The sequence below is a fragment of the Rhodococcus sp. NPDC060176 genome (genome assembly GCF_042728675.1).
GTDB lineage: Bacteria > Actinomycetota > Actinomycetes > Mycobacteriales > Mycobacteriaceae > Rhodococcus_F.
The window spans coordinates 521,719-543,910 of record NZ_JBHWYS010000001.1 but is presented as its reverse complement, the minus strand read 5'-3'; the positions used below and the strand labels follow the sequence as shown (position 1 = coordinate 543,910).

The window sequence follows — 22,192 nt, the reverse complement described above, 5'->3', positions numbered from 1 at the left end:
ATCCGGCAGCATAGTCAGCGATGGACAAACAAACCGTTCTGCCGGATTCGGGAATGGCCGATCAGGTCAGCGCGTCGTAGGCGGCCGATACGTACTGCGCCGATCGCTCCGAACCGAGCAGACCCGGCCCCATCTTGTTCATCACGTACGAAAACGTCATGCGCTTGTCGGTGTCGATGATGATCTGCGAGCCTCCCCAACCACCCCAGAAACAAATTCGCCCCTCCGGAATGAACGGGACGGACTCGGGTGTCGGCAAGCCGAATCCGACGCCGAAGCGAACCGGCACACCGAGGACGAGGTCGACCCCGTACGACTGCTCCTCGAAGATCTTGTCGATGGTCTCCTCCGACAGCAGACGGACGTCACCGACCTTGCCACCGCACGCGATCACCGACTGGATGCGTGCGAGCGCCCTCGCATTCGAATGACCGTTGGCCGCGCCGATCTCGGCGGCGCGCCACCCGTCGGTCCACGAACCTGTAGCGTCGGCCGGCGGTGCGGTGAAGGTCTTCACCATGATGCTGTCCATCCCGAGTGCCGCGATGTCGATCGGCAACGGCGGTGGTGCAATGACATTCGAGACTCGCCCGTACTCGGACTTCGGCAAGCCCAGGCGGAAATCAGCATCGAGCGGACCGGCAATTTCCTCGTCGATGAAGCGGCCGAGGGTTCGTCCGTCGATGCGCCTGACGACCTCACCGATCAGGTGACCGTAGTTGAGGGCGTGATATCCGGATGCCGTACCCGGCTCCCACCAGGGGGCCTGGGTCGCCAACCGGGCGGTGGCGTACTCGTCGTCGCAGATGTTCTCCAAGGTGAAGGGTTGATCCCACCCCGACACACCCGAGGTGTGCGAGAGCAGTTGCCGCACCTGAATACGATCCTTGCCTGCTGCGGCGAACTCGGGCCAGTACTGCGCGACCGGGGCGTCGAGATCCAGCAAGCCGCGGTCGACGAGCATGAGCGCGGCCAGCGCGGTCACGGTCTTGCTGCAGGACCAGACGTTGGTGACGGTGTCGCGGCCCCAAGGAGCAGTGTGCTCGACGTCGACCCAACCGCCCCACATGTCGACGACGGATTCGCCGTCGATCGTCAGTGCTATCGCTGCCCCGACATCCTCGCCGGTATCGAGATTGCGTGCCAGTGCCTCCTTCAAACCAGAGAATCGCTGGTCACATACGCCTTCGATGTTCGCCACTGACAGCCTCCACAGGAATGATGAAACTTGACGTCAACTTCAACTATCTTGAGTATGTGTCCAATTTGCCTGTGGTGTCAATCACTTCAGGTCCGAGAGTTTGTTCAGACCAACGGAATTCCCTTGGCGATGCGCCGACGCAGATCCCAAAGATAGAAGTTGTAGGGGAACATCCGCAGAATCTTCGGACTGAACCGATTGACCAGCGCGGCGACGCGCATGGATCGGTCGAAATTACGCTGCCGACGCACTGACCACGGGAGCCGCATCTCGTCGCGAAAGACCTGGGGAAGGAACCCGGTGGTGACAAATCGATTGAACGGGCCGACCACGGGATGCAACAACTTCGGCGTGAATGTCGCCGACGCGATCCCGTACAGATGCTCACGAATCGTCTCGTCGATGGCCACCTTGCCGAGGTTCTCGTTCCAGTAGACCTCGAACGCATCCCGGTCCGCCGGCCACATGTCGCGGCGCATTTGAAGAGTCGTACCGAAGGTCGCGCTGCGCTGATAGAACGCGTCCTGGGTCACCGGATCGAGATCGCCGTACAGAATTTTGTACACGTCCTCGAAGCCTCGATACAGGCAGGCGGCCACCCACAATTGCAGTTGGGGATCGAACGCGTTGTACTCGACTGCGCTGTTCTCGTCGGAGCGAACGTACTTGTGCGAGCCGTTGACTGCGCGTCGGTACAGCTTCTTTTCTTCGTCCGTCGCCAGGCTCGCAACCGCGAGATACGTCAGCGTCGTCCGGGTTCGCTTGACCGGGTGTCGGTCCAACCGACCCGTCTCGACCTTGCTCTCGTACACGCCGTACCCCACCGCCGGACGCGCCAACTGCATGATGACGTTCGCGCCGGCGGCCAACAACCCGAGTCCGGACATCGCCTTTTCGACTTCCGCGTCGATGTCGATCGCTTTGGCGTCAACACTTGTCGACGTTTTCCCGCGCCCGTCGATCGAATCCCTACTCACCGTCATGGCAGACCCCTTCGAAGTCGCATCTGCGAACGCACGTTCTCAGATGAGTGAAACGCTGAAATGCCGAGATGTCAAGCAACGCCGAGATTTCAATCAACACCGAGATGCCAAGATGGTCTTCATGAATGACCAACCGCGTTCGTACGGTGGCGTCGACGGCGCGCTGCGCGTAGCCCAACGACGGGAGACGCTGATCGAGGCCGGCTTGGAACTCATGGGGTCGACCGATCCCGAACTGACGGTCCGAGGAGTGTGCAAGCAGGCCGGTGTCGCGGCGAGGTACTTCTACGAGAGCTTCACCGATCGTGATGCATTGATGTCGGCCGTCTACGACACAGTCATCACGGATATCGCCGTTTCAACCCAGGCTGCGGTGGACGCCGCCGAGACCGAACGCGGCAAGGCGCTCGCCGGGATCGCGAACATCGTCCGCACTATCGCGAACGATCCCCGCCGCGGACGTCTTCTGTTCTCCAGCGCCCTGACGAGCCCTGTCCTGGCCGAGAAACGCCAAGCGTCGACGACGATATTCGTCGGTCTCCTGGCTGCCAACGCCAAGACCTTCTACCGATTGAACGACAGCGGTCATCTGACCCTGACGGCAACGTTCCTGGTCGGCGGTCTGGCGCAAACCCTCAGTGCATGGCTCGACGGGTACATCGACGTGACGGAAGAAGAACTGGTCGCCGAGTGTGCGGCGATCCTGCTCGCTCCCGCCCTACCTCCGTCTTGAGTTCCTGCTCCGTCGTGAGTTCCTGATTCAGTCCCAGATACCGATGTTGTCGAGGTGCGCCAGCAGTCGGGCAGCGCCGTCGGAGAACTGCAGACCCATCTGCGCGTCGACCTGCTCACGGTCACCTTTTTCGAACGCCTCGATCAGGCTGTCGTGACTCGATACCGCAAGCTCACCCCATCCGGGATCGGTCGCGTAGAGACGAGCAGGGGTGTACCGAATCGCGCCGAACAGGAACCACGCCAGTTTCGCTCCGCCTGCAGCGCGATTGATCAGGCGATGGAACTCGAATTCGCACTGCTCGATCGCAGCTGCATCCGAGGCGTCGACCGCCGCTCGCAAATCGGCATTGAGCTCCGTGAGTTCCACCAGTTGATCAGCGGTGATGCTGTCCATCGCCCGCAAGGCCAGCTTGACCGCGATCTGCCCCTGCAACCAGAAGATATCTTCGATGTCCTGGCGGCTGAGGGGTGAAACGAGATAGCCGCGATGCGGAACCAACTCGACCATCCCCTCGCCGCGTAATGCGACGAGGGCTTCTCGCACCGGCGTGACGCTGACCCCGAGGTCGGCTGCGGTTTCGTCCAGCCTGACGAACTCGCCCGGACGAACCGAGCCGGACATGATCAGGTTGCGAACGTGGTTGGCCACGTCCTCCGACAACTGTGGCCGTCTCCTCAGCTCAGATGTCGCTCTCCGAGTGCGTGCAGACGTTGCCACAACCGATCCTCACAGTCCGTACGTTTTGCCGATGATGTCTCGCTGAATCTCGTTGGTACCACCATAAATGGAGGACACAAGAGTCTTTCGCACATGATGCTCCATGTCGAACTCAGTCGCGTAACCGTACCCACCCATCATCTGCATCCCCTCGAGCGCGACCTTCTTGGCGGTCTCGGTCAGCTTGAGCTTGGCCATCGACGCTTCCCGCGGGAACATCTTGGTCGGGTTTGCGTCGACCATCCTGGCCACGCTGTAGACCAACAGACGGCCGCATTCGATCTCCGTGGCGAGATCCGCGATCCGGTGGCGAAGCGCCTGAAACGAACCGACCGGACGGCCGAACTGCTTACGCGTGGTGACGAATTCGAGGGTGTCGTCGAAAGCGCGCTGCGCGGTCCCGAGCATCATCGCCGCGAGGATGAGGCGTTCGATGTTGAGCCCGGCCATGAGTTGACGCCATCCGTTGCCGACTTCCCCGACCACCGCGTCCTCGGGCAGCAACGTGTCGGTGAAGTACAGATCGTTGACCTCCTTGCCGCCCATGGTGTCGATTCCACTGATCTTCAGTCCGGAGATGTCCGCCGGGACATGGAACATCGTCAGGCCCTCATGCTTGCCTTCGCCTCTGGACGTACGAGCCACCAGGAGGATGTTCTCGGCGAAGTGCGCGTTGGAACACCACGTCTTCTGGCCGTTGATCAGCCACCCACCGTCGACCTTCTCGGCGCGGCAACTCAAATTGCCCACGTCGGAACCTGCTTCGGGTTCGGACATCGAGATCGACTGGGACGCGCCGCGGACGATCCCGCCGAGCACTGCCTCCTTCTGCTCCGGACTTCCGAACTTCTCGTACGCGGCCCCGGTGATGACGGTCGGGCCGAGTCCACCGATCGGCGCCATCCCTTTGGCGGCTTCCTCCAGGAAGATGCACAGGTCAACCGTGCTTCCGGCCGATCCGCCGTACTCCTCCGGCACGGTCAGTCCGAGCCATCCCAATTCGGCCATCTTCTCGTAGAACGCCTGGTTGTGATTGTGGGCGCCATGATCGGTCAGCAGATCTCGCTGCTCACGGGTCCCACTTTCCTTCTTGCAGAACGCCGCTACCGACTTGGCGAAATCAGACTGCTCCTGCGTGAAATCCATGTACATCGAAAACTCCCGAGTGAGATGAGGCTGGAGGCTTGTCGGAGCACCGTCCGACGCATACTGTGACTACCAGCACAGTAAATCACATCACATATATGTGATGCACCGACATGTGGAGGATCTGAAGAACATGACAGAACAGCTCGGCCGCCAGAGCACGTCTACAGATCCGAAATCGGACGACCACACCTTCGCGAGCCTCGACCCTCGCAACGACTCCGTGGTCGCGCAGCACCCCATCGCCGATCAGCAGGCGATCGAGAAGGCAGTCTCCGCAGCTCGCACCGCATCGAAGTGGTGGGATCAACTCGGATTCCAAGGCCGCCGGAAGGTGCTCGGAAATTTCCGCGCCGCAATCGCCACTCACGCCGAATCGATGGCGGCGATCATTTCCGCCGAGACGGGAAAGCCCAGCGACGACGCACTACTCGAAGTCATGCTGGCCGTCGAACATCTCGACTGGGCGGCACGCAACGCACAGAAAGTGTTGCGCCGCAGACGCGTCGGCGCAGGACTGATCAGCGCCAACCAGTCTGCCTCAGTCGGCTACCGGCCTATGGGCGTCGTCGGCGTGATCGGTCCCTGGAACTATCCGCTGTACACACCGATGGGGTCGATCGGCTACGCACTGGCCGCCGGTAACGCCGTCGTGTTCAAACCGAGCGAACTCTCACCGGGCGTCGGCGTCGAATTGGCCCGCTTGTGGAACATCGCTGCACCCGGACACCCTGTCCTGCAGACCATTACCGGTGACGGCAAAACCGGCGCACTTCTGTGTTCGTCCGGTGTCGACAAGATCGCATTCACCGGTTCGACCGCTACGGCGAAGCGTGTGATGGCCGCCTGCGCGGACACCCTCACTCCCCTGGTCGCCGAATGTGGCGGCAAGGACGCCATGCTGGTGGACTCCGACGCCAACCTCGATGCAGCCGTCAGCTTCGCCGCGTTCGGGGCAGTGGGCAACGGAGGACAGACCTGCGCCGGCGTCGAGCGAATCTACGTCGTAGCACCCGTGTACGACGCTTTCCTGTCCAAACTCACAGCCGCACTACGGGACGCCCACGCCGGCGCCACCGACAGCTCGACCTACGGGCCGATGACGCTGGGAAAGCAGACTGCGATAGTCCGGGGTCAGATCGAAGACGCTCTCGGACGCGGTGCGAAAGCTGTACTCGGCGGACTTGATTCGTTCAACGGTCCGTTCATCGATCCGATCATCCTGACGGATGTTCCGGAGGATTCCACTGCGATCACCGAGGAAACGTTCGGCCCGAGCGTGGTGGTGAACAAGGTGGCCGACATGAACGAGGGGATCGAGCGCGCCAACGCGTCGAAGTACGGCTTGGGCGCCTCGGTGTTCACCAAGAGTTCGTCGAAGGGCAGAGCGATTGCCGAGAAGCTCGAATGCGGTGTCGTCACGGTCAATTCGGTTCTCGGATTCGCCGGAATCGCCGCCCTGCCGTTCGGCGGGGTCGGCGATTCCGGATTCGGCCGTATCCACGGAGCTGACGGTCTGCGTGAGTTCAGCAGCGTAAAATCACTTGCCGTTCAGAAGTTCAGCGCTCCGCTGGACCTGCTGACCATCGAGAGAAAAGCTCGAGACATGAAGATCTCTCGTTGGATGCTGGCGAAGCGCCACTCAAAGTCCTGAGAGGTCGGGCGATCAGCCGGCAGTGACGAGCACCTGTTCGGCACTGTCGGCTGCTTCGAGTTCACGAACCAGCGGAAGCACCTTGGCCCCGAAGTACTCGATCTCCTCCTGGAAGTGGAGGAACCCACCGAGAATCAGATCGACACCGCGACGGCGATATTCGACGATCCGATGAGCGATCTGCTCCGGCGTGCCGATCAGTTGCGAGCGAAAGCCGTCGTTGTACTGAACCAGGTCCTCGAACTTGGAATCCGCCCACATGCCGTCCTTGGACGCGGTCGACGCGCCTGCCTGCTGAACTGCATTCTTGAATCCCTCGACCGCAGGGCGGTTGGCCTTGGCGATGATTTCCCGCAGCGTGTCTTTTGCTTCGGCCTCGGTGTCGCGGGCGATGATGAACCCGTTGAGCCCGAACTTCACCTCCCGATCGTTCTCGCGAGCAACCCGGCGAACGTCGACCAACTGTTCGGTGACTCCGTCGTAGTCCTTGCCGTTGCTGAAGTACCAATCCGAATAGCGGCCGGCGTTCTCGCGGGCTGCCGCCGAGTTACCACCTTGGAACAGTTCGGGATTGGGACGCTCCGGAGTGTTGAGCGGCTTCGGCTTCAACGTGAAGTCGTGAATGCGGTAGAAGTCTCCGCGGAAATCGACGTCGTCCTCGGTCCAGATCTTGCGAAGAACCTGAAGGAATTCGGCGCTACGCCGATAGCGCTCGTCGTGCTCGAGCCATGGCTCACCGAGGTGAGTGAACTCGTCCTTGAACCAACCGCTGACGACGTTGACGGCAAATCGACCGTTCGACAGATGGTCAGCGGTAGCACCCAGTTTCGCCAACACTGCCGGCTGCCAGAGTCCGGGGTGTACCGCGGCGATCACCTTGAGCTTCTCCGTTGCCAGGAGTAGCGCGAGGCTGAAGCTCGTGGATTCGTGCTGGAACTCGGCCCCGTAACTCGCCTCGTAGCGAACCTGACTCAGGGCGTACTCGAAGCCGTTGTTCTCGGCAGTTTGCGCCAGCTTCTTGTTGTACTCGTAGTCCCAGCTGGTCCGCTGCTCGATGTCGGAGGTGACCAGACCACCACTGACATTGGGCACCCAGTAGGCGAACTTGATCTCGTCGGCGATACGTTCAGTAGACATAATGTCCAGCAAACATGCAGTTCCCGGCTATTTCCAGGGTAGCGATCACACAGGTTGTAAGTGTTGGGTGGGTGCTACGACCGTGAAACGGTGGCAGCATGACTGCTGTGGACATTCAGGAGATCGCGCACCGCATCACCAGCGAAGACGAGGCTCTCTCGGTGGCGTCGCAGCTGTCCGCCGAGTTCGCGGCAGGTGCCGGCGTCCGCGATGCGCAGCGCCTTCTTCCCCACGACGAGGTCCGCGCCCTGGCGAAGTCCGGCCTGCTCGGACTCTCGGTGCCGAGGGAGTTCGGTGGTATCGACGCGAGCACCGAGACGTTGGCCGAGGTCTTCCGTCTACTCGCCGAAGGTGATCCCAGCATCGCGCAGATTCCCCACAGCCACTTCACCTTCCTGGAAGCGCTTCGGTATCAGGGGTCGAACGAGCAGAAGCAGTTCTTCTACGCCGAGGCATTGTCGGGTAAGCAGTTCGCCAACGCCCAGAGCGAGCGCGGCAACAAGACCATCGACATCGACGGCACCACTCTCACTCCCGACGGCGAAGACTTTCTGCTCGAAGGTCGCAAGTTCTATTGCACGGGAGCGCTCTTCGCAGACTGGATCGTGGTGCGGGCGGCCAATGCGGATCAGTTCACCGAGACCGGTGCGCAAGTGAAATCCGTGGTCTACCTACCTCGGAATACACCCGGACTGTCGATCGTCGACGACTGGGACGGCATGGGGCAGAAGACAACTGCGAGCGGAACCGTGACCCTGGAATCCGTGTCGGTGCCGCGGTTCAACGTCGTCCCCTTCACGTCGCTGTTCGCTCATCCGACCACCTACGGGGCACAGGCCCAGATTCTGCACGCCGCGATCGACACCGGCATCGCGTCGGCCGCACTGCGCGAATCCGTGGAACTCGCCGCGAAAGCGCGTCCCTTCTTCGAGGCGAAAGTCGATACGGCGGTGGAGGATCCACTGCTCGTTCAACTCGCAGGCGAAGCGGCTATCGAGGTTCGCGCTGCCCGATCCCTCTTGGCGGAGGCAGCGCGATCGATCGACGTGGCGCGTCGTGATCCCACCGAGGACTCCACAGCCCGAGCGTCCATCGACGCCGCAACTGCCAAGGTGGTCGGCGCCAGGGCGTCATTGGCGGCTACGAGCACGTTGTTCGAAATCGGCGGTACCCGAAGCGCAGGCGAGTCTGCGAACCTCTCGCGGTTCTGGCGTGACGCACGCACCCACACCCTCCACGATCCGACCCGATGGAAGGTCCAACACATCGGGCGCTGGACGCTGTCCGGGACAATCCCACCGAGGCACGGCCTGCTGTAATCGCCGACTAGCCGGAATTCACGTAACCGCTGATCAAGACGTCGAGACCTTCCAAGTAACTCTCAGTCGTCGTCCCTGCAGGCCAGTCTTCGAGCACCTCACTGAGTACCGGCAGTTTCTCGGGCCCGATTTCCCGGATCTTGACCGCGAGAGGTGACACACTGCCTTCCGGCCGCGTCGTGGTGTCGTAGATGTTGAGCAGCGCACCGAGCGTGTAGTTCCACAGTGCTCGATAGACCAACAGTGCGCGACGCGGCGACATACCGAGTTCGACACACGCGGCCATGGCCCGGTCCACCAAGACCACAGCGCCGCTCCCGCCGCGCCCTCCGCGCTGAAGCAACTCGATGATCCAGCGCTCCGACGCCAGCTTTTCGAAGATCGCGGAAAAGATCATGCGAAGGCGCTCGACCTGATCCTGTGGCAGGACCAGTGAACCGAGGTCTTGTGAGTACACATCGAGAACCGCACTGATCAGCTGTTCCTTGTCGCCCACGTGCCGGTACAGCGCCATCGGTGTGGTGCCGAGCGACTTCGCCAACGCTCGCATGCTCAATGCGTCGGCGCCACCGGACTGAAGTTGCCGTTTCGCTTCGTCGACGATCTGCTCCGACGTGATCGTCGGGGGACGTCCGAGCCGCGGTGATCGCGGTTCCATCTTTTCGGCCATCCGTCGATTGTGCGCGCCCCGGCTACGACGCTCTCGCCCGGGGAACCCCTTGCATCTCAGTCTCCAGCAAGGTAAACCTAACTACTTATGAGAACGCGTATACAAATTGGATACCTGCAATGACAACAACAACCCGGGCGATAGCCGCCCCCGCTCTGGTCCTCACAGCCGCCGCGGCAGCACAGTTCCTGGCGGCCTTCGACATGTCGGTCATCAACGTCGCACTGCCCGACATCCAGAAATCACTGAACTTCTCCGACGCCGGGTTGTCCTGGGTCGTCAACGCGTACGCCCTCGCCTTCGGCGGACTGCTGCTTCTCGGCGGCCGTCTGTGCGACGTAATGGGCACTCGTCGGGTTCTGGTTTCCGGGCTTCTGCTGTTCGCCTTCGTCAGCATCGTCGGCACCTTCTCCGTGTCCGCCGAGATGCTTGTCGGAGCTCGGGCGCTTCAAGGCGTCGGCGCTGCGATGATCGCGCCGGCCGGGCTCGCCGCCCTCAGCCAAGCCTTTCCCACCGGACGCGCCAGGGCGAAGGCATTCGGCATCGGGGCAATGTCATCAGCGCTCGGCGGCGCACTCGGTGTCGTACTGAGTGGCATCTTGACCGAAGGGCTCAGTTGGCGATGGGTGATGTTCGCCGGCGCACCGGTGGCCCTGCTCGCCGCAGTTGCCGGCGCCCGTGGCCTGCCGGCCGGCCAAGCCGCCAGAGGCGGCTCCCTCGATCTCCCCGGGGCCATCTTGGCGACGACAAGCATCACCGCCCTGGTCGGCACCGTCATCGCCACCGAATCACATTCCTGGACTTCAGGTTACGTGCTGGGTGGATTCGCGCTCACGATCGCCCTGCTGACCGCCTTCGTTGTGGTCGAAAGCCGCTGTGCCACCCCACTGGTACGACTGTCCACCCTGCTTCGACCCCGAATCGGGCTGGCCAACGCCATCATGTGCCTGGTGTGCGCGGCACAGTTCAGCGCGTTCTTCTTCGTCTCACTCTTCCTGCAACGCGGACTGGGCTATTCGCCGACCACCACCGGTCTGGCTTTCTTGCCCTTCTGCTTCGGCTTGGTCATCGGCATCCTTGCGTCCACCAAACTCCTTCCGCGCTACGGAGTTCGGCCGCTGCTCGTAGTCGGAACAGCAGTCGCAGCGATCGGAACTTTCATCTTCTCGACCATGAACGTCGACAGCCCCTTCTGGGCCGTCATCCTGGTGCCTTCGCTTCTGGCGAGCATCGGCATCGGGCTGTCGTTCATGCCGCTCAGCAACGTCGCCACCGCCGACGCTCCTCCCGAGGAAGTCGGCATGGCATCCGGACTGCTCAGCACGTCGCGTCAGATCGGCGGTTCACTCGGACTGGCCGTCCTCGTGAGCGTCGCCGCTTCCTCGACGGCGCGCTCGGACAGCGCACCGACCGAAGCACTGGTTTCCGGATACTCCCAAGCCCTCTTCGTCTGCTCCGGCCTGCTACTGGCCGGAACCCTCCTGTCCTTCTTCTTCCCACGAATGGATCGTTGACCTCAGATGTTCACCACCCGAACCGCATTCGGCATCGTCTCGGCGCTTCTCCTCACCGTTGCCGGTGCAAGCGCGTGCAGCAGCTCCGCCGAGTCCGACACCGCTTCTGCAACTCGCTCCGTCACACACGAACTCGGCACCGTCGAAGTTCCGGCATCACCGCAGCGCATTCTCGCGCTCGACGAGTATGCGGGCCTGAGTGCACTCGCGCTCGGTGTGAAGCCCACCGTCGTCTACAGCACCCTGCGATCGGACGTCGCCAAAACAATTCTGCGCGAGCAGGGCGTCGAAGTTCTCGACAAACCGACCTTCTTTGCCAACCCCGCCGTCGAGGAGATCGCGTCGGTCGAACCCGACGAGATCTTGATGAGTAATGCCGGCCCACTACCGAGTCTGTTCACTCAGATCAACGCCGTGGCGCCGACCTTGGTCCTCCCCTACTCGGCACCGTGGCGTGACGTGCTGGAACAGGCTGGGGCACAGCTTGATCGAGACAGCGAAGCAACCGCGATGATCGAAAAGCTGGAATCCGGTCTCGAAGACGTTAAGATCGCGGCGGCCGGCCAGAGCCTTGCAATACTTCTCGGCTACAGCGGAAACCTGTTCACCGTGCCACCGACCACTCCCATCTCCACATTGGTCACCGAGGCAGGTTTCACCAGGCCGGTCGCGGAAGTCAACGCGACCAACAATCAAGACACCGGCACGATTTCACCCGTCTCCCCGGAGCTCCTGCCCGAGCATGCTGCGCAAACCGTCGCCGTGCTGTCCGGCCAGCAGTACGACGCATCCATCGTGCGAAACACTCCGCTGTTCGACAACCTGGCGCCCGATCCGGCACACGCTCTGGACGTCAGCGGCGATCTCTGGTTCGGCAGCCATCCGTTTGCGATCTACTGGATCATCCAAGACCTGGACGGCATCGCACATGGCAAGGGGCAGAGCAGCATCGGTACCCTCGACAGTGCCGACGCGCGATGGGCGGCATTCAGCGCGCTCTGACGTCCTGACGGAAAGTCAGCGGAGAAACACCCACCCGGGTGGCGAAGAACTTCGTGAAGTTCGCAGAATCGTCGAACCCCAACTTCGACGCCACCTGGGTGACCGTGTCCGTACCGAACGACAGTAGACGTTTCGCTTCGAGCACCACGCGCTGATCGATATACTGCTTTGCCGTCATTCCGGCCGCGGCTCGGGTAGCCCGCAATACAGTCTTCTCGGAGTACCCGATCTTGTTGGCGTACTCCGAAACCGAACGGACCGTGGCGAAGTCACGTTCGACAACGGAATGGAACCTTTCGAATACGTCATTGTGCGCCAGCACCGAGCTCTGTTCCTGCCCACCGAGATGGGTCAGCTTCAACAGAATTGCGGTCAGCGTGTGCCGCAGAATCGCCGCGCGAACGACCGGCGCAGAAGTATCCGGGCAGCCGTAGTTGAGATTCAGGTGTTTCATACCCGCGCTGATGGTCTCGAGGTTCTCGCCGGACAACTGCCACGCGGCCTGCCGACTGTGAGCGTTCCCGTCCAACAGTTGCTGGCTGACGGCATCAAGCGACGAGGGCGTGAAGAGAACAACCGTCGCCTCGAAATCCTGGATTCGACCCCACTGTTGCACTTGCCCCGGTCTGACCCAGAACACAGTCCCCGGGCTGACCGCGTAGTTCACGAAGTCGATGGTGTGTAGCGCCGAGCCCTCGGTCACCAGCGCGAGTAGGTGAAACTGCGGACGTTGAGGGCCGACGAACTCGGCACTACCCCCGTTGATGCGAATGGTGTCCAGACTGAGAACCTCGATCTCGGTCGCATCAGCAACCGAAGATGCGTACCCGACGTCCCGGACGGGTACTTGTCTGTTTTTCACTAGTTCGGGACTCATCTTCACCGTGACCGAATACCCGAATGCGACATACCGTCACAGTATCAATCAGTTCGCGCTCGGATAGGAATCCACAGTGAAATCAGCAGGCCCGACAACAGCAGGCAAGACACAACTCACCTACGTCTTCGACGCCTATTGCGGATGGTGTTTCGGCTTCGGCCCTGCATTGACGGAGTTCGTCCGTCGAAATGCCGATTCCATCGACTTGTCCGTAGTCAGCGGCGGACTGTTCACCGGCGAGCGCGTCGCACCCATGTCTTCGGCTCCGTACCTCAAATCAGCCAACGCCACCATCGCAGCTCAGACCGGAGCCGTCTTCGGTGACGGATATTCACAACTGGTGGCTGACGGACGGTTCGTCATGGATTCGACGGATGCCGCGATCGGACTCGCCGCGCTGCGCGCGCAGGACCCGACACTCGCGCTCGACATCGCGGAGGCCATGCAGATCGCGTTCTACCGAGACGGTCGCAGCCTCTCCGATCCCGAGACGTACCGAACTGTTGCAACATCGCTCGGACTCGACCCCTCTGCCGCGGTGTCTTCCCTGTTCGCCGCCGCTTCGAAGGATGCCGCCCGCGCCGATTTCGTGCGAGCACGCAGGCTCGGCGCCACTTCGTTTCCGACGCTGCTGTTCCACGGGAGTGACGGGTCCGTCGTGAAATTCGGTTCACCGACCAGTACCGCGGGCGATCTCACCCGCGATCTGAACACGTGCGTGCGGGCGTATGCGGTGGCTTGACCCACCCCCGTCCTCGCCACCCCCTTCCTCGCCACCCCCTTCCCGAGCCACCCCCTTCCCGAGCCACCCCCTTCCCGAGCCACCCCCTTCCCGAGCGAAAGGTACGTTCAGCGCCTTCGGTGCGCCGAACGTACCTTTCGCTCAGCCGTACCTTCACACAGCTGCACCTTGCGCTCAGCCGTACCTTCACACAGCAGCGGTTCACCGAATTCACACACCTCCCCGTTCTGGTTTGATGAACATCGGAACAAATTGCACCAAGGGGAGGAAAACCTGTGGTTTCAGATCCGATCACCGGCCTGGAGATGGAACTTACCGACATGTGGCAGAAGGGACGGGCACGCTCGCGCGACGACGCACGCGCGATTCATCCCAAACTCGACCCCGCTCTGTACCACGTTCTCGTGATCCTGAGCCGGTCCGACGCCGTTCGGATGGCAGACCTGATCTCGATACTCAACATCGAGAAGTCGACACTGACCCGGCAGATCGATGCAGCGGCCAGGCTTGGTCTGGTCGAACGCATTCCCGATCCCGACGATGCCCGCGCAAAGTTGGTCGCGCTGACGCCCGAAGCCCGAACGAAGCTCACGACTTACCGCACCCAGCAGCTCGAACGCTGGCGTGCTCGTTTGGCGCAGTGGGACAGCGATGACATCACCACTTTGACAGCCCTCTTACGTCGGCTCGCTCAGGCCAAGGACTGACACGAGAACAGTTGTGGGTTAGAGCCAACTCGAACAGTCGGACGAACTTACCGGGTCACGAGACTTCGGCTGCAGCACGCAGAATCAACTGGGTGACCTCGTGTGGGTGAGACGCCAACGATGCATGGCCTGCGTCGAGTTCCTCGATCTCGCGGGCACCGATACGCTCTGCCATCCATCGCTCGGTCTCCGGCGGAATCATTCGATCCTGCCCTGAGACCTGGTACCAACTGGGCTTCCCGCGCCATGCCGGCGGTCCTGACGGGTCCGAGAAGCACTGACCCGCAATGGGTTTCTGCGTCAATGCCATGACCAATGCTTCGGTGTCGTCGAGATCCTGGCTGAAGCTCTCCTGAAACTTGTCCGGGGCGATCCACAAGAAGCCCTCGGCATCCGGCGCGATGTTCGCCGCTCCCGCCGGCTGATCCGTGCGGGCGAAGATACTTCCCAGGCTGTCACCCTCGTCCGGCGCGAAGGCAGCGATATACACCAGTCCCACAACGTTTTCCGCATGGCCCGCGCCGGTGATCACCGCGCCGCCGTACGAGTGTCCGACCAGCAGGGTCGGGCCGTCCATCGATTCGGCCAGCTTCCTGGTGCGGTCCACGTCGTCGGCGAGCGAAGTAAGTGGATTCTGAACCGCAACCACTCGATGCCCGGCGTTGTGCAGGGTGGGTATGACGTGACGCCAATGAGAACCGTCTCCCCAGGCTCCATGCACCAGAACGATGTTTACCTTCTCTGCCATGACCAACTCCTCCAGATACGCAGTGCGACGAATACTCCGACGATCGGCAAGCCTTCGAAATCAGGGTCTTGCCTGTTACCCACGTTAAGGGGATCCTGGATCAATAACCATGACCAGATTGCCAAGTTTTTGTGCAGAAACGCCGAATGCCCGAGATCATCGGAGTGATCGATCCATGACGAGCCCATCATCACAGCGGTACGTACCCACCACCGACGAGACTCGAACCCGGGATACCCTCTCGCACGTTCTCGAAGTCGTTCACCTACGCGGCGACCAGATTCATCGCTGCGTCCATGACGAGAACTTCACCGTGGAGGTCCCCGCTGGGGTGCGTGCACTTCACATTGCCGAGCATGGTGACATCGTGATCAAAACGCAGGGCAAGGCCCCGATCGAACTCAGCCCCGGGGAACTCGTACTGTTGCCTCACGGACTTGCCCACACGATCGAGAATGCGATTCCGATAGTTCCGATCACCGAGACTCGTTGGCTTTTCGGGACTTTCACACTCGACGACGTCGCAGCGCAGCGACTGCTCTCAGTTCTGCCGGACTTCGTCGAGTTGCGTGCGACGCCGGGGACCCCGGTCGAGTGGCTCGAGGTGAGCAGCCGACTGTTGGGCGCTGAGGTGGACGATCCGAAACCTGGTTCCTCCGTGATGGTTTCCCGGATTCTCGACCTTCTCTTCGTCCAGATTCTCAGAGCGTGGGCTCGAGCCGACGGATCGAACGGCGGATGGCTGACCGCAGCCATGGATCCACGAATCGGGCAGGCTCTCGAGGCCGTACACAACGACCCGTCACGCAACTGGACCATCGACGAACTGGCAACGCTCTCCACGCTGTCGAGATCGTCTTTTGCAGAGCGCTTCTCGCGACTGGTCGGCCAGACACCCGGCGCTTACATTACCGAGCGCCGACTCGACCGCGCCGCCGAACTACTCGTGCAAACCACCGAGTCGGTCGGAACCATTGCAATAACTGTCGGCTACGAATCCGATGCCGCGTTCAGCCGCGCCTTCCGTCGACGATTCGACGCCTCACCGTTGAACTGGCGGAAATCCAACTCCCACAATCGCTGACGTCAGGTCGCCGCGATCACACCGGCGACCGGGATCCGGCCCAGAACTGCAACCCGGAAGTCCACCATCGCGCGCTCCACGTGATTGGCGCTCGAGACCACAACCACGCCGGTCGCGCCTCGATCGGCGAGAATCCGCGCAGAGTTGAGCGCGTTCTCCACCGTGGACCACGACGTGCCTTCTTCGGTGATCCGGCCCGGGTGAACGCCGTTGGCAACGAGCCACTCCCGCATCGCCCGGGCTTCCGTTACCCCGGCCTTCGGAGCCCCACCGCTCGTGATGATCGGAGACTGCGGGTACTGACGAGCTAGCTGCAGTGCCGCCTGAAGTCGGTCGACCAGCATCGGACGCATCGTGCCGTCATCGAAGAGTCCTGCACCGAGAACGACGATGTTGGTGCCCACCGGATTGAGGTCCAGCAACACGGGCGACTGACGCGTCAGCGTCTCAGCACTCGTGCACGCAAGGATGAGGGATCGCACCGGCGTCTGGCACCCACCCACCGTCGACAGGATGCCGTTGACGACCGTCGTCGGAGTGATGTCGGCGCTCGCTGTCGCCGGCGACAATCCCACACCGGCTGCGGCGATTACCGAAGCAGCAATCAATCCCTTCGTCAGAGACCTACGAACATTTGCCATGTAGCCGAACCCCCAAAAATTGTCGGTTGTCCAGCACACGGTAACGAACGTTTTGTCGCGATTGCATCATTTGACCTAAATTTACTGTTCACTGACCGTCACACAGACTAAACATGAAGGTTTCACAACGATTTGGTTTCGAAACCGTCATCTACCAGCGTCTCGATTCGACGCGCCCGCCGCATTTCCGATCTGAGCTGCAGCATCCCCGAGCAGGTGGGCGACACTGGACGGCAACAATTCGTTGTTGCAGATCACAATGTTGCATCCAGGTGTTCCGGCTCGCCCCGTCCCGACAATGGTGTCGAAGATCAGTTCGGGATTCGCGAAGCCGACAAGCTGTGACGGATCGTCGATCAGGGGACCGCCTGAACCGTGTGGAGAAGGCCCGACGTACGGAGGCGGCGGAACGTCGACGATCGAAGCGACGACAAGCCGCAAGAACTCCTGAAGATCAGGATTCGATTCACCGGTCAATCCCGCCGACGGGTCTGCAGGGTCGAAGTAGCTCGTCAATCCGTCCCTTACGATGACCAGGTCACGGCTGGGAACCACGACGATCAACTGCCCGAGCATTCCGACGAAACCGTAGAGGTCCCGAGGCGCGTTCTGCCACACCGGATGCGAAACATACTTGCTCACCGGCGCATTCACGGAATAGAAGTTCTCGCCCGCATTCACCCAGGTCAAGAAGCCGTACCCGCCATTGGACGGAGAGGGCGCGGACAACTCGTCGATGTAGGCGGAGTCGATCAACGTCTGATCGCGCCACGCGCCTCGTTGCACCATAAGCTGACCCAGTCTGGCCATGTCTCCCGGCCGGATCGCCAACCCACCGGCTCCGATGGTGTCACCGGAACGATCCCGCACCCATACCCAGTGGTCACGCGGAATCCCCAAGGGGCCGAACAACTCTTGTTGTACGAAATCCTGAAAGTCCCGTCCCGCCGCATTCTGGACGATCCGAGTCAGCACCGTGACAGTGGTCTGTCCGTACGCGAACTTGGTTCCTGGTTCGGCCACGAACGGAAGGTGCAGCGTCTGTTGCACCGCGTCTGTGTAGTAGCCCGCAATGTCAGCACCCCACGAGAAGTCGAGCCCGGACGACTGAGTCAGCAACTGCCGAACTGTGATGTCAGCGTGTTCCTGGTCAAGTCCCCCGATGTACTGACCGACTCGATCGTCGAGTCCCAACAATCCGAGTGTGTTCGCCCTGCCGACGGCGAGCGCAACTACGCCTTTCGACGACGAAGCCAACGGGAACGGAATCGCATCGGCGACGCCGTCGACGTTGGACGCCGCGAGACATCCATGCCGCAACACACGTATGGACGTCGACGCTTTGGCTGTGCCGAAGTCGACTGCTTGCTGCAGCGCCGCAGCGTCGAACCCCAGTTCCGATGCGGGACGCTGTGTGAATTCCCCAGCCGTACCGGGGTTCTCACAAGAGGCGGGGGAAGCTCCCACAGGTGCCGCGACTGAACCGGCAATCAACGCACCGAACAGGGGAATCAAAAGAGCGCGGCGAAAACCGCGAGAATCAGACACGTTCACAGAGAACCACAGCCGCATCACGTTTGGGAAGTGTCCGCCTCCAATCCGATTGCGCGACGCGCTCCCAGCGCCATCGTGACCTGCACAAGATCTTTCGGCGCCGACAGGTCAAGTCCTGTCAGGGAACTCGCTTTACGCAGGCGGTACACCACAGTATTCGGATGCACGTGCAACTGCTGGGCGGTGGCAGCTCGATCGAATCCGGAGTCGATGAAAGATTCGAGCGTCTCGAGCACGGCAAGATCGGACTCCAACGGCGACAACACATCTGCGAGGATCGGCAGCGCGGCGCTTGGCCGGGTCAGTTGATACTCGACTGCAAGATCCTCGAGACGGACGACCCCACTGGCACGTCCGTACTTTCGGGCAACGTTCAGCACCTCGCGCACCTGCGTCACCGCTGCGGGAACTGCTGTTGGTGCCGCGACGTCGACGGCGGCAACCGTCGATGCACCGATGACCTTCTCGAGATCACCAAGTCGGCGACACAGAGCGAAATACTGCGGACTCGATGTCCAGTTTCCCTCTGCGGGTTCCGATTCCACAATGGGAATCAGGACGGCTCCGCCGCTGCTGCCGAGCACCCCGAGGGCTTTGTCCCGCCCCACCTGATCCAGCGCTCGTTGCAGGTGGCGCACCTTTCTCCGCTCGGCAACGGCAGTGTCTACCTCGGTCGAGGACTCGTCGTCGTTGCGCTCGACGTGCAGCGCCACCACCCAGTACAGGCGCGCCAACCTGATGCCCACGTCGTCGGAGACCCGATCAACATCGACACCCGTCGAAAGTGCTACGAACAATGACCTTCGCGCAGAATCCTCGTCCGTCTGGGTGGCATGGTCGGAGCCGTAGCCGGCAAGAACAGCCGACGCGGAGGCCGCGGTGTATGCATTCAAGAGTCGTCCGGTGCGGGCAAGTGCAACACCGTCTTCCGGGACCGCCCATTCGCTGATGGTCTCCCACCACAGCCCGGCTGCCAGGTGATATGCACGCAGCACCTCACCGAGCGGAACCAATTCCTGAGCCCGTTGACGAGCCGATTCGCTGATGTCGGCGAGCAACGCGGGTGCCAGATCGGCACCTGTCCGCAGCATCGAAATGAACAGTTCCAGATTGCGCCTCACGATGGTGGTGACGTCGTTACGCAATGCCTCGTCAGGGAGCAACCGGTAGAAGGTGACGTCGCGGTGGACCAGATCGACCGTCGCGATGACCAGCGGGTGGGTGCGTTGCGCCAACCGGTCGGCCAGAGATCTGCCACCAACCACGATCGGCTCGAACGGCAAATCTTTGTTTCCAGACACAAAACCCTCCACAGAATTGAATTGCCACCACAAGGCCGACCTGCCATTTTCCTATCACTATGTAACCCACGCCACTCACGAATTCACAATCAGTGGCATGACTGGAAGTCTCACCTTCGACCAATAGGAGCCCCGAGTGACGTGGAAGACGCGCAGCGCAGCCATTCTGGCAGGCGTCGTGACTGCCGGTTCGATCGCGGCTCTCGGGACCGGTGTGTCAAGCGCCGAGACACCTGTCAGCACTATTCAGTACGTCGCACTCGGCGATTCCGCGGCGGCCGGCCCACTGGTCACCGCGCAGGACTCGTCGTCACCGGGCTGTCTACGATCACTCGACAACTACCCGTCCGTGGTGGCGCGAGAACTCGGCGCTCAACTCACGGATATGACCTGCTCGTCGGCGCGATCCGCCAACGTCACGGACACCGCACAATCGACGTTCTCCGGTCAAGTATCACCGCAGGCAACAGCATTGGGGCCTGATACCGACCTCGTCACCATCACCATCGGCGCCAACGACATCTCGTTGTTCCCGACAGTTCTGAGCTGCGTCAATCCACTCCCCGAACCCACCGGAACGTCCTGCCGTGACAAGTTCACCACCGGTGGCGTCGATCAACAGCGACAGATGATCGAAAATGCCTCCGCAGGTTGGAGTTCCATGATCGAGGCAGTTCGCGACCGGGCACCCTCGGCACGCATCGTCGTGATCGGATACGGGACGTACATCGCCAACGGTGGATGCCCCGGCGCCCAGCCGTTCTGGCCGCGCAACGCGGACTATCTCCAGAGTGTCATCGACTACGGCAACACGGTGATGGCAGCCACCGCGGCGAGTCACGGTATCGAGTACATCGACATCACCGAAGCCACTGCCGGACATGACATCTGTACAGACCCTGCCACTGCGTACTACACCGGTATCGTCCCCACCCAGCCGGCGGTTCCCCTGCATCCCACTGCGGCCGGCATGCAGGCGATCGGCAACGCCGTCGCCGACGCTCTGTCCTGAGCTTCTCCCCCAGCACAATTCATTCAGCACTCGCGAAAAGGGTGGAACAACCATGTCAATTCAACGAGACGCTCCGCCGCTACCGTCCGTCGACGGCGCCCCGGTCGGAACGCGTGACAAACTTCTCGGCGGCACACTCGTCGCACTGTTTCTCGCGAACATGCTCAACTTCTTCGACCGGGCAATCCCCTCGGTCGTCGCCGAGCCGATCAAGAACGAGTTTTCGCTCAGCGACTTGCAATTGGGGCTGATCACCTCTGCCTTCACCCTCGTCTACGCAATCGCCGGGCTGCCGCTCGGCCGGTTGGCCGACACGAAGAATCGCCCCAAGATCATCGGCATCGGCCTGCTGGTGTGGAGCGGGCTGACAGCGGCAACCGGTGCTGCCGGCAGCTACGTGCTGTTCATCCTCGCGCGCTTGGGTGTCGGTGTGGGCGAAGCGACCTTCACACCCGCCGCCAACTCGATGATCGGTGATATCTACCCGGCGGAACGACGCTCACGTGCTCTGGGTGTCTTCATGCTCGGCTTGCCGATCGGCCTCATGCTCGCCTACTTCACGGTCGGCAAGATCGCCGAGGCCTTCGACAGCTGGCGCGCACCGTTCTTCCTCGCCGCGATTCCCGGTGTCCTTCTGGCAGTTGTCCTCTACCGCATGGCCGATCCGGTTCGCGGTGGTTCCGAAAGTCCGGAGGCTCGCGCAGCCGCTGTTTCACAGGCCCCGATCACCCGGCCGATTCGTCGTCTGCTCGCAATTCCGACGCTTCGCTGGCTCATCCTTGCCGGACTGACATTCAACTTCGCTGCCTACGCGGTCAATTCGTTTGTCGTCCCGCTTCTGATGCGTCAGTACCACCTGAAACTGACTGCTGCGGCTTCGGTCACCGGAATCATCGTCGGAATCACGGGCCTGATCGGATTGCTTCTCGGTGCGCGCTACGCCGACAAGGCCAGCGCACGCTCGCCGCGGGCACGTCTGATGATCGGCGTCGGAACCTCGGCATTGGCAGCGCCTTTGACGGCGCTGGCGCTGCTGCAGCACGGCGGGAGCGTCGTGATGTTCACTCTCTTGTTCTCCGCCGGCTGGTTGTTGGCCTACGGCTTCTACATCAGCGTTTACCCCGCTATTCACGACGTCGTGGTTCCCAGGCTCCGCGGCACTGCGACGGCCTTGTTCTTCGCTGCCATGTACCTTCTCGGCGGATTCTCGGGACCGGTTGCCGTGGGTGCGATCTCGGACTGGTTTGCCAAACGCGCTCTTGCCGACGCCGGTACCGGGAAGTTGGCTCAGTACGCCGGCGACGGGTTGAATTCGGCCATGTATCTCGTGCCGATCATGTTGGCACTCACCGCGGTATTCATCTACCTGGCTACCCGCACTGTCGGCAAGGACTCCGCGCGTATGCAAGCGGAACTGAGCCAGGTCTGACCGACAAGTTCACGG

The 22,192-nt window shown here is 61.7% G+C and carries 21 protein-coding genes; 10 read left to right on the top strand and 11 right to left on the bottom strand.

Translation table 11 applies throughout. The features are described from left to right. Positions 1 to 61: 61 nt before the first annotated feature. The gene (locus tag ACFWEM_RS02485) at positions 62 to 1,201 is read right to left on the bottom strand and encodes a serine hydrolase domain-containing protein (protein ID WP_378530847.1); all 1,140 of its coding nucleotides are present in this window, start codon (positions 1,199 to 1,201) and stop codon (positions 62 to 64) included. A gap of 104 nt (positions 1,202 to 1,305) precedes the next feature. After that, a complete protein-coding gene (locus tag ACFWEM_RS02480; RefSeq protein WP_378532716.1) occupies positions 1,306 to 2,088 on the bottom strand; it encodes an oxygenase MpaB family protein in 783 nt (260 codons plus the stop codon). Between the two features lie 139 nt (positions 2,089 to 2,227). Between ACFWEM_RS02480 and ACFWEM_RS02475 the strand changes: the two genes are divergently transcribed. Next, a complete protein-coding gene (locus ACFWEM_RS02475) occupies positions 2,228 to 2,917 on the top strand; it encodes a TetR/AcrR family transcriptional regulator (RefSeq protein WP_378530845.1) in 690 nt (229 codons plus the stop codon). 27 nt (positions 2,918 to 2,944) lie between these two features. Here the strand turns inward: ACFWEM_RS02475 and ACFWEM_RS02470 are convergent, their stop codons facing one another. Further along, positions 2,945 to 3,637 carry a GntR family transcriptional regulator gene (locus ACFWEM_RS02470; RefSeq protein ID WP_378447447.1) on the bottom strand — a complete coding sequence of 231 codons (693 nt, stop codon included), beginning with the start codon at positions 3,635 to 3,637 and terminating at the stop codon, positions 2,945 to 2,947. A 9-nt stretch (positions 3,638 to 3,646) separates the two neighbouring features. Further along, a complete protein-coding gene (locus tag ACFWEM_RS02465; protein WP_283305417.1) occupies positions 3,647 to 4,789 on the bottom strand; it encodes an acyl-CoA dehydrogenase family protein in 1,143 nt (380 codons plus the stop codon). Between the two features lie 127 nt (positions 4,790 to 4,916). Here ACFWEM_RS02465 and ACFWEM_RS02460 point away from each other — a divergent pair, with 127 nt between their 5' ends. Continuing rightward, positions 4,917 to 6,437, top strand: a complete 1,521-nt coding sequence (locus ACFWEM_RS02460) for an aldehyde dehydrogenase family protein (protein WP_378530843.1) — start codon at positions 4,917 to 4,919, stop codon at positions 6,435 to 6,437. A gap of 12 nt (positions 6,438 to 6,449) precedes the next feature. On the opposite strand, the gene sfnG is transcribed toward ACFWEM_RS02460, so the two are convergent. Continuing rightward, the gene (sfnG, locus tag ACFWEM_RS02455) at positions 6,450 to 7,574 is read right to left on the bottom strand and encodes a dimethylsulfone monooxygenase SfnG (protein WP_283305421.1); all 1,125 of its coding nucleotides are present in this window, start codon (positions 7,572 to 7,574) and stop codon (positions 6,450 to 6,452) included. 98 nt (positions 7,575 to 7,672) lie between these two features. Here sfnG and ACFWEM_RS02450 point away from each other — a divergent pair, with 98 nt between their 5' ends. Next, on the top strand, positions 7,673 to 8,893 hold the full coding sequence (locus tag ACFWEM_RS02450) for an SfnB family sulfur acquisition oxidoreductase (protein ID WP_378530841.1): 1,221 nt from the start codon (positions 7,673 to 7,675) through the stop codon (positions 8,891 to 8,893). 7 nt (positions 8,894 to 8,900) lie between these two features. Here the strand turns inward: ACFWEM_RS02450 and ACFWEM_RS02445 are convergent, their stop codons facing one another. Next, positions 8,901 to 9,563, bottom strand: coding sequence for a TetR/AcrR family transcriptional regulator (locus ACFWEM_RS02445; protein ID WP_378530839.1), 663 nt, complete (start codon positions 9,561 to 9,563; stop codon positions 8,901 to 8,903). Between the two features lie 119 nt (positions 9,564 to 9,682). On the opposite strand from ACFWEM_RS02445, the gene ACFWEM_RS02440 reads away from it, so the two are divergent. Further along, on the top strand, positions 9,683 to 11,077 hold the full coding sequence (locus ACFWEM_RS02440; protein ID WP_378530837.1) for an MFS transporter: 1,395 nt from the start codon (positions 9,683 to 9,685) through the stop codon (positions 11,075 to 11,077). Between the two features lie 6 nt (positions 11,078 to 11,083). Continuing rightward, the gene (locus ACFWEM_RS02435; RefSeq protein WP_378530835.1) at positions 11,084 to 12,079 is read left to right on the top strand and encodes an ABC transporter substrate-binding protein; all 996 of its coding nucleotides are present in this window, start codon (positions 11,084 to 11,086) and stop codon (positions 12,077 to 12,079) included. Here ACFWEM_RS02435 and ACFWEM_RS02430 read toward each other — a convergent pair. Next, positions 12,066 to 12,941, bottom strand: coding sequence for a helix-turn-helix domain-containing protein (locus tag ACFWEM_RS02430; RefSeq protein ID WP_378530833.1), 876 nt, complete (start codon positions 12,939 to 12,941; stop codon positions 12,066 to 12,068). The two genes, ACFWEM_RS02435 and ACFWEM_RS02430, sit on opposite strands and share 14 nt — an antisense overlap. A gap of 91 nt (positions 12,942 to 13,032) precedes the next feature. Between ACFWEM_RS02430 and ACFWEM_RS02425 the strand changes: the two genes are divergently transcribed. Both ACFWEM_RS02425 and ACFWEM_RS02420 read left to right on the top strand, forming a co-directional pair. Further along, positions 13,033 to 13,701, top strand: a complete 669-nt coding sequence (locus tag ACFWEM_RS02425) for a DsbA family protein (protein ID WP_378530831.1) — start codon at positions 13,033 to 13,035, stop codon at positions 13,699 to 13,701. Between the two features lie 275 nt (positions 13,702 to 13,976). Further along, entirely contained in the window at positions 13,977 to 14,408 is a 432-nt protein-coding gene (locus ACFWEM_RS02420; RefSeq protein ID WP_378530829.1) for a MarR family winged helix-turn-helix transcriptional regulator, read from the top strand. 55 nt (positions 14,409 to 14,463) lie between these two features. Here the strand turns inward: ACFWEM_RS02420 and ACFWEM_RS02415 are convergent, their stop codons facing one another. After that, a complete protein-coding gene (locus ACFWEM_RS02415) occupies positions 14,464 to 15,156 on the bottom strand; it encodes an alpha/beta hydrolase (RefSeq protein ID WP_378530827.1) in 693 nt (230 codons plus the stop codon). Positions 15,157 to 15,331: 175 nt separating this feature from the next. Between ACFWEM_RS02415 and ACFWEM_RS02410 the strand changes: the two genes are divergently transcribed. Further along, positions 15,332 to 16,240 (top strand): AraC family transcriptional regulator, encoded by a 909-nt coding sequence (locus ACFWEM_RS02410; protein WP_378530825.1) that lies wholly within the window; start codon positions 15,332 to 15,334, stop codon positions 16,238 to 16,240. Positions 16,241 to 16,242: 2 nt separating this feature from the next. Here ACFWEM_RS02410 and ACFWEM_RS02405 read toward each other — a convergent pair whose 3' ends face one another. The 3 genes from ACFWEM_RS02405 to ACFWEM_RS02395 form a co-directional block, all read right to left on the bottom strand. Next, positions 16,243 to 16,881, bottom strand: a complete 639-nt coding sequence (locus ACFWEM_RS02405; RefSeq protein WP_378530823.1) for a YdcF family protein — start codon at positions 16,879 to 16,881, stop codon at positions 16,243 to 16,245. A gap of 147 nt (positions 16,882 to 17,028) precedes the next feature. Beyond that, entirely contained in the window at positions 17,029 to 18,429 is a 1,401-nt protein-coding gene (locus ACFWEM_RS02400) for a serine hydrolase domain-containing protein (protein WP_378530821.1), read from the bottom strand. 23 nt (positions 18,430 to 18,452) lie between these two features. Then, complete coding sequence (locus tag ACFWEM_RS02395) at positions 18,453 to 19,736, bottom strand: PucR family transcriptional regulator (protein ID WP_378530819.1); 1,284 nt, start codon at positions 19,734 to 19,736, stop codon at positions 18,453 to 18,455. A 136-nt stretch (positions 19,737 to 19,872) separates the two neighbouring features. Here ACFWEM_RS02395 and ACFWEM_RS02390 point away from each other — a divergent pair, with 136 nt between their 5' ends. Together ACFWEM_RS02390 and ACFWEM_RS02385 are read left to right on the top strand one after the other, a co-directional pair. Then, positions 19,873 to 20,748, top strand: coding sequence for an SGNH/GDSL hydrolase family protein (locus ACFWEM_RS02390; protein WP_378530816.1), 876 nt, complete (start codon positions 19,873 to 19,875; stop codon positions 20,746 to 20,748). A 52-nt stretch (positions 20,749 to 20,800) separates the two neighbouring features. Beyond that, positions 20,801 to 22,177, top strand: a complete 1,377-nt coding sequence (locus ACFWEM_RS02385; protein WP_378530813.1) for a spinster family MFS transporter — start codon at positions 20,801 to 20,803, stop codon at positions 22,175 to 22,177. The last annotated feature ends 15 nt before the right edge of the window (positions 22,178 to 22,192 follow it).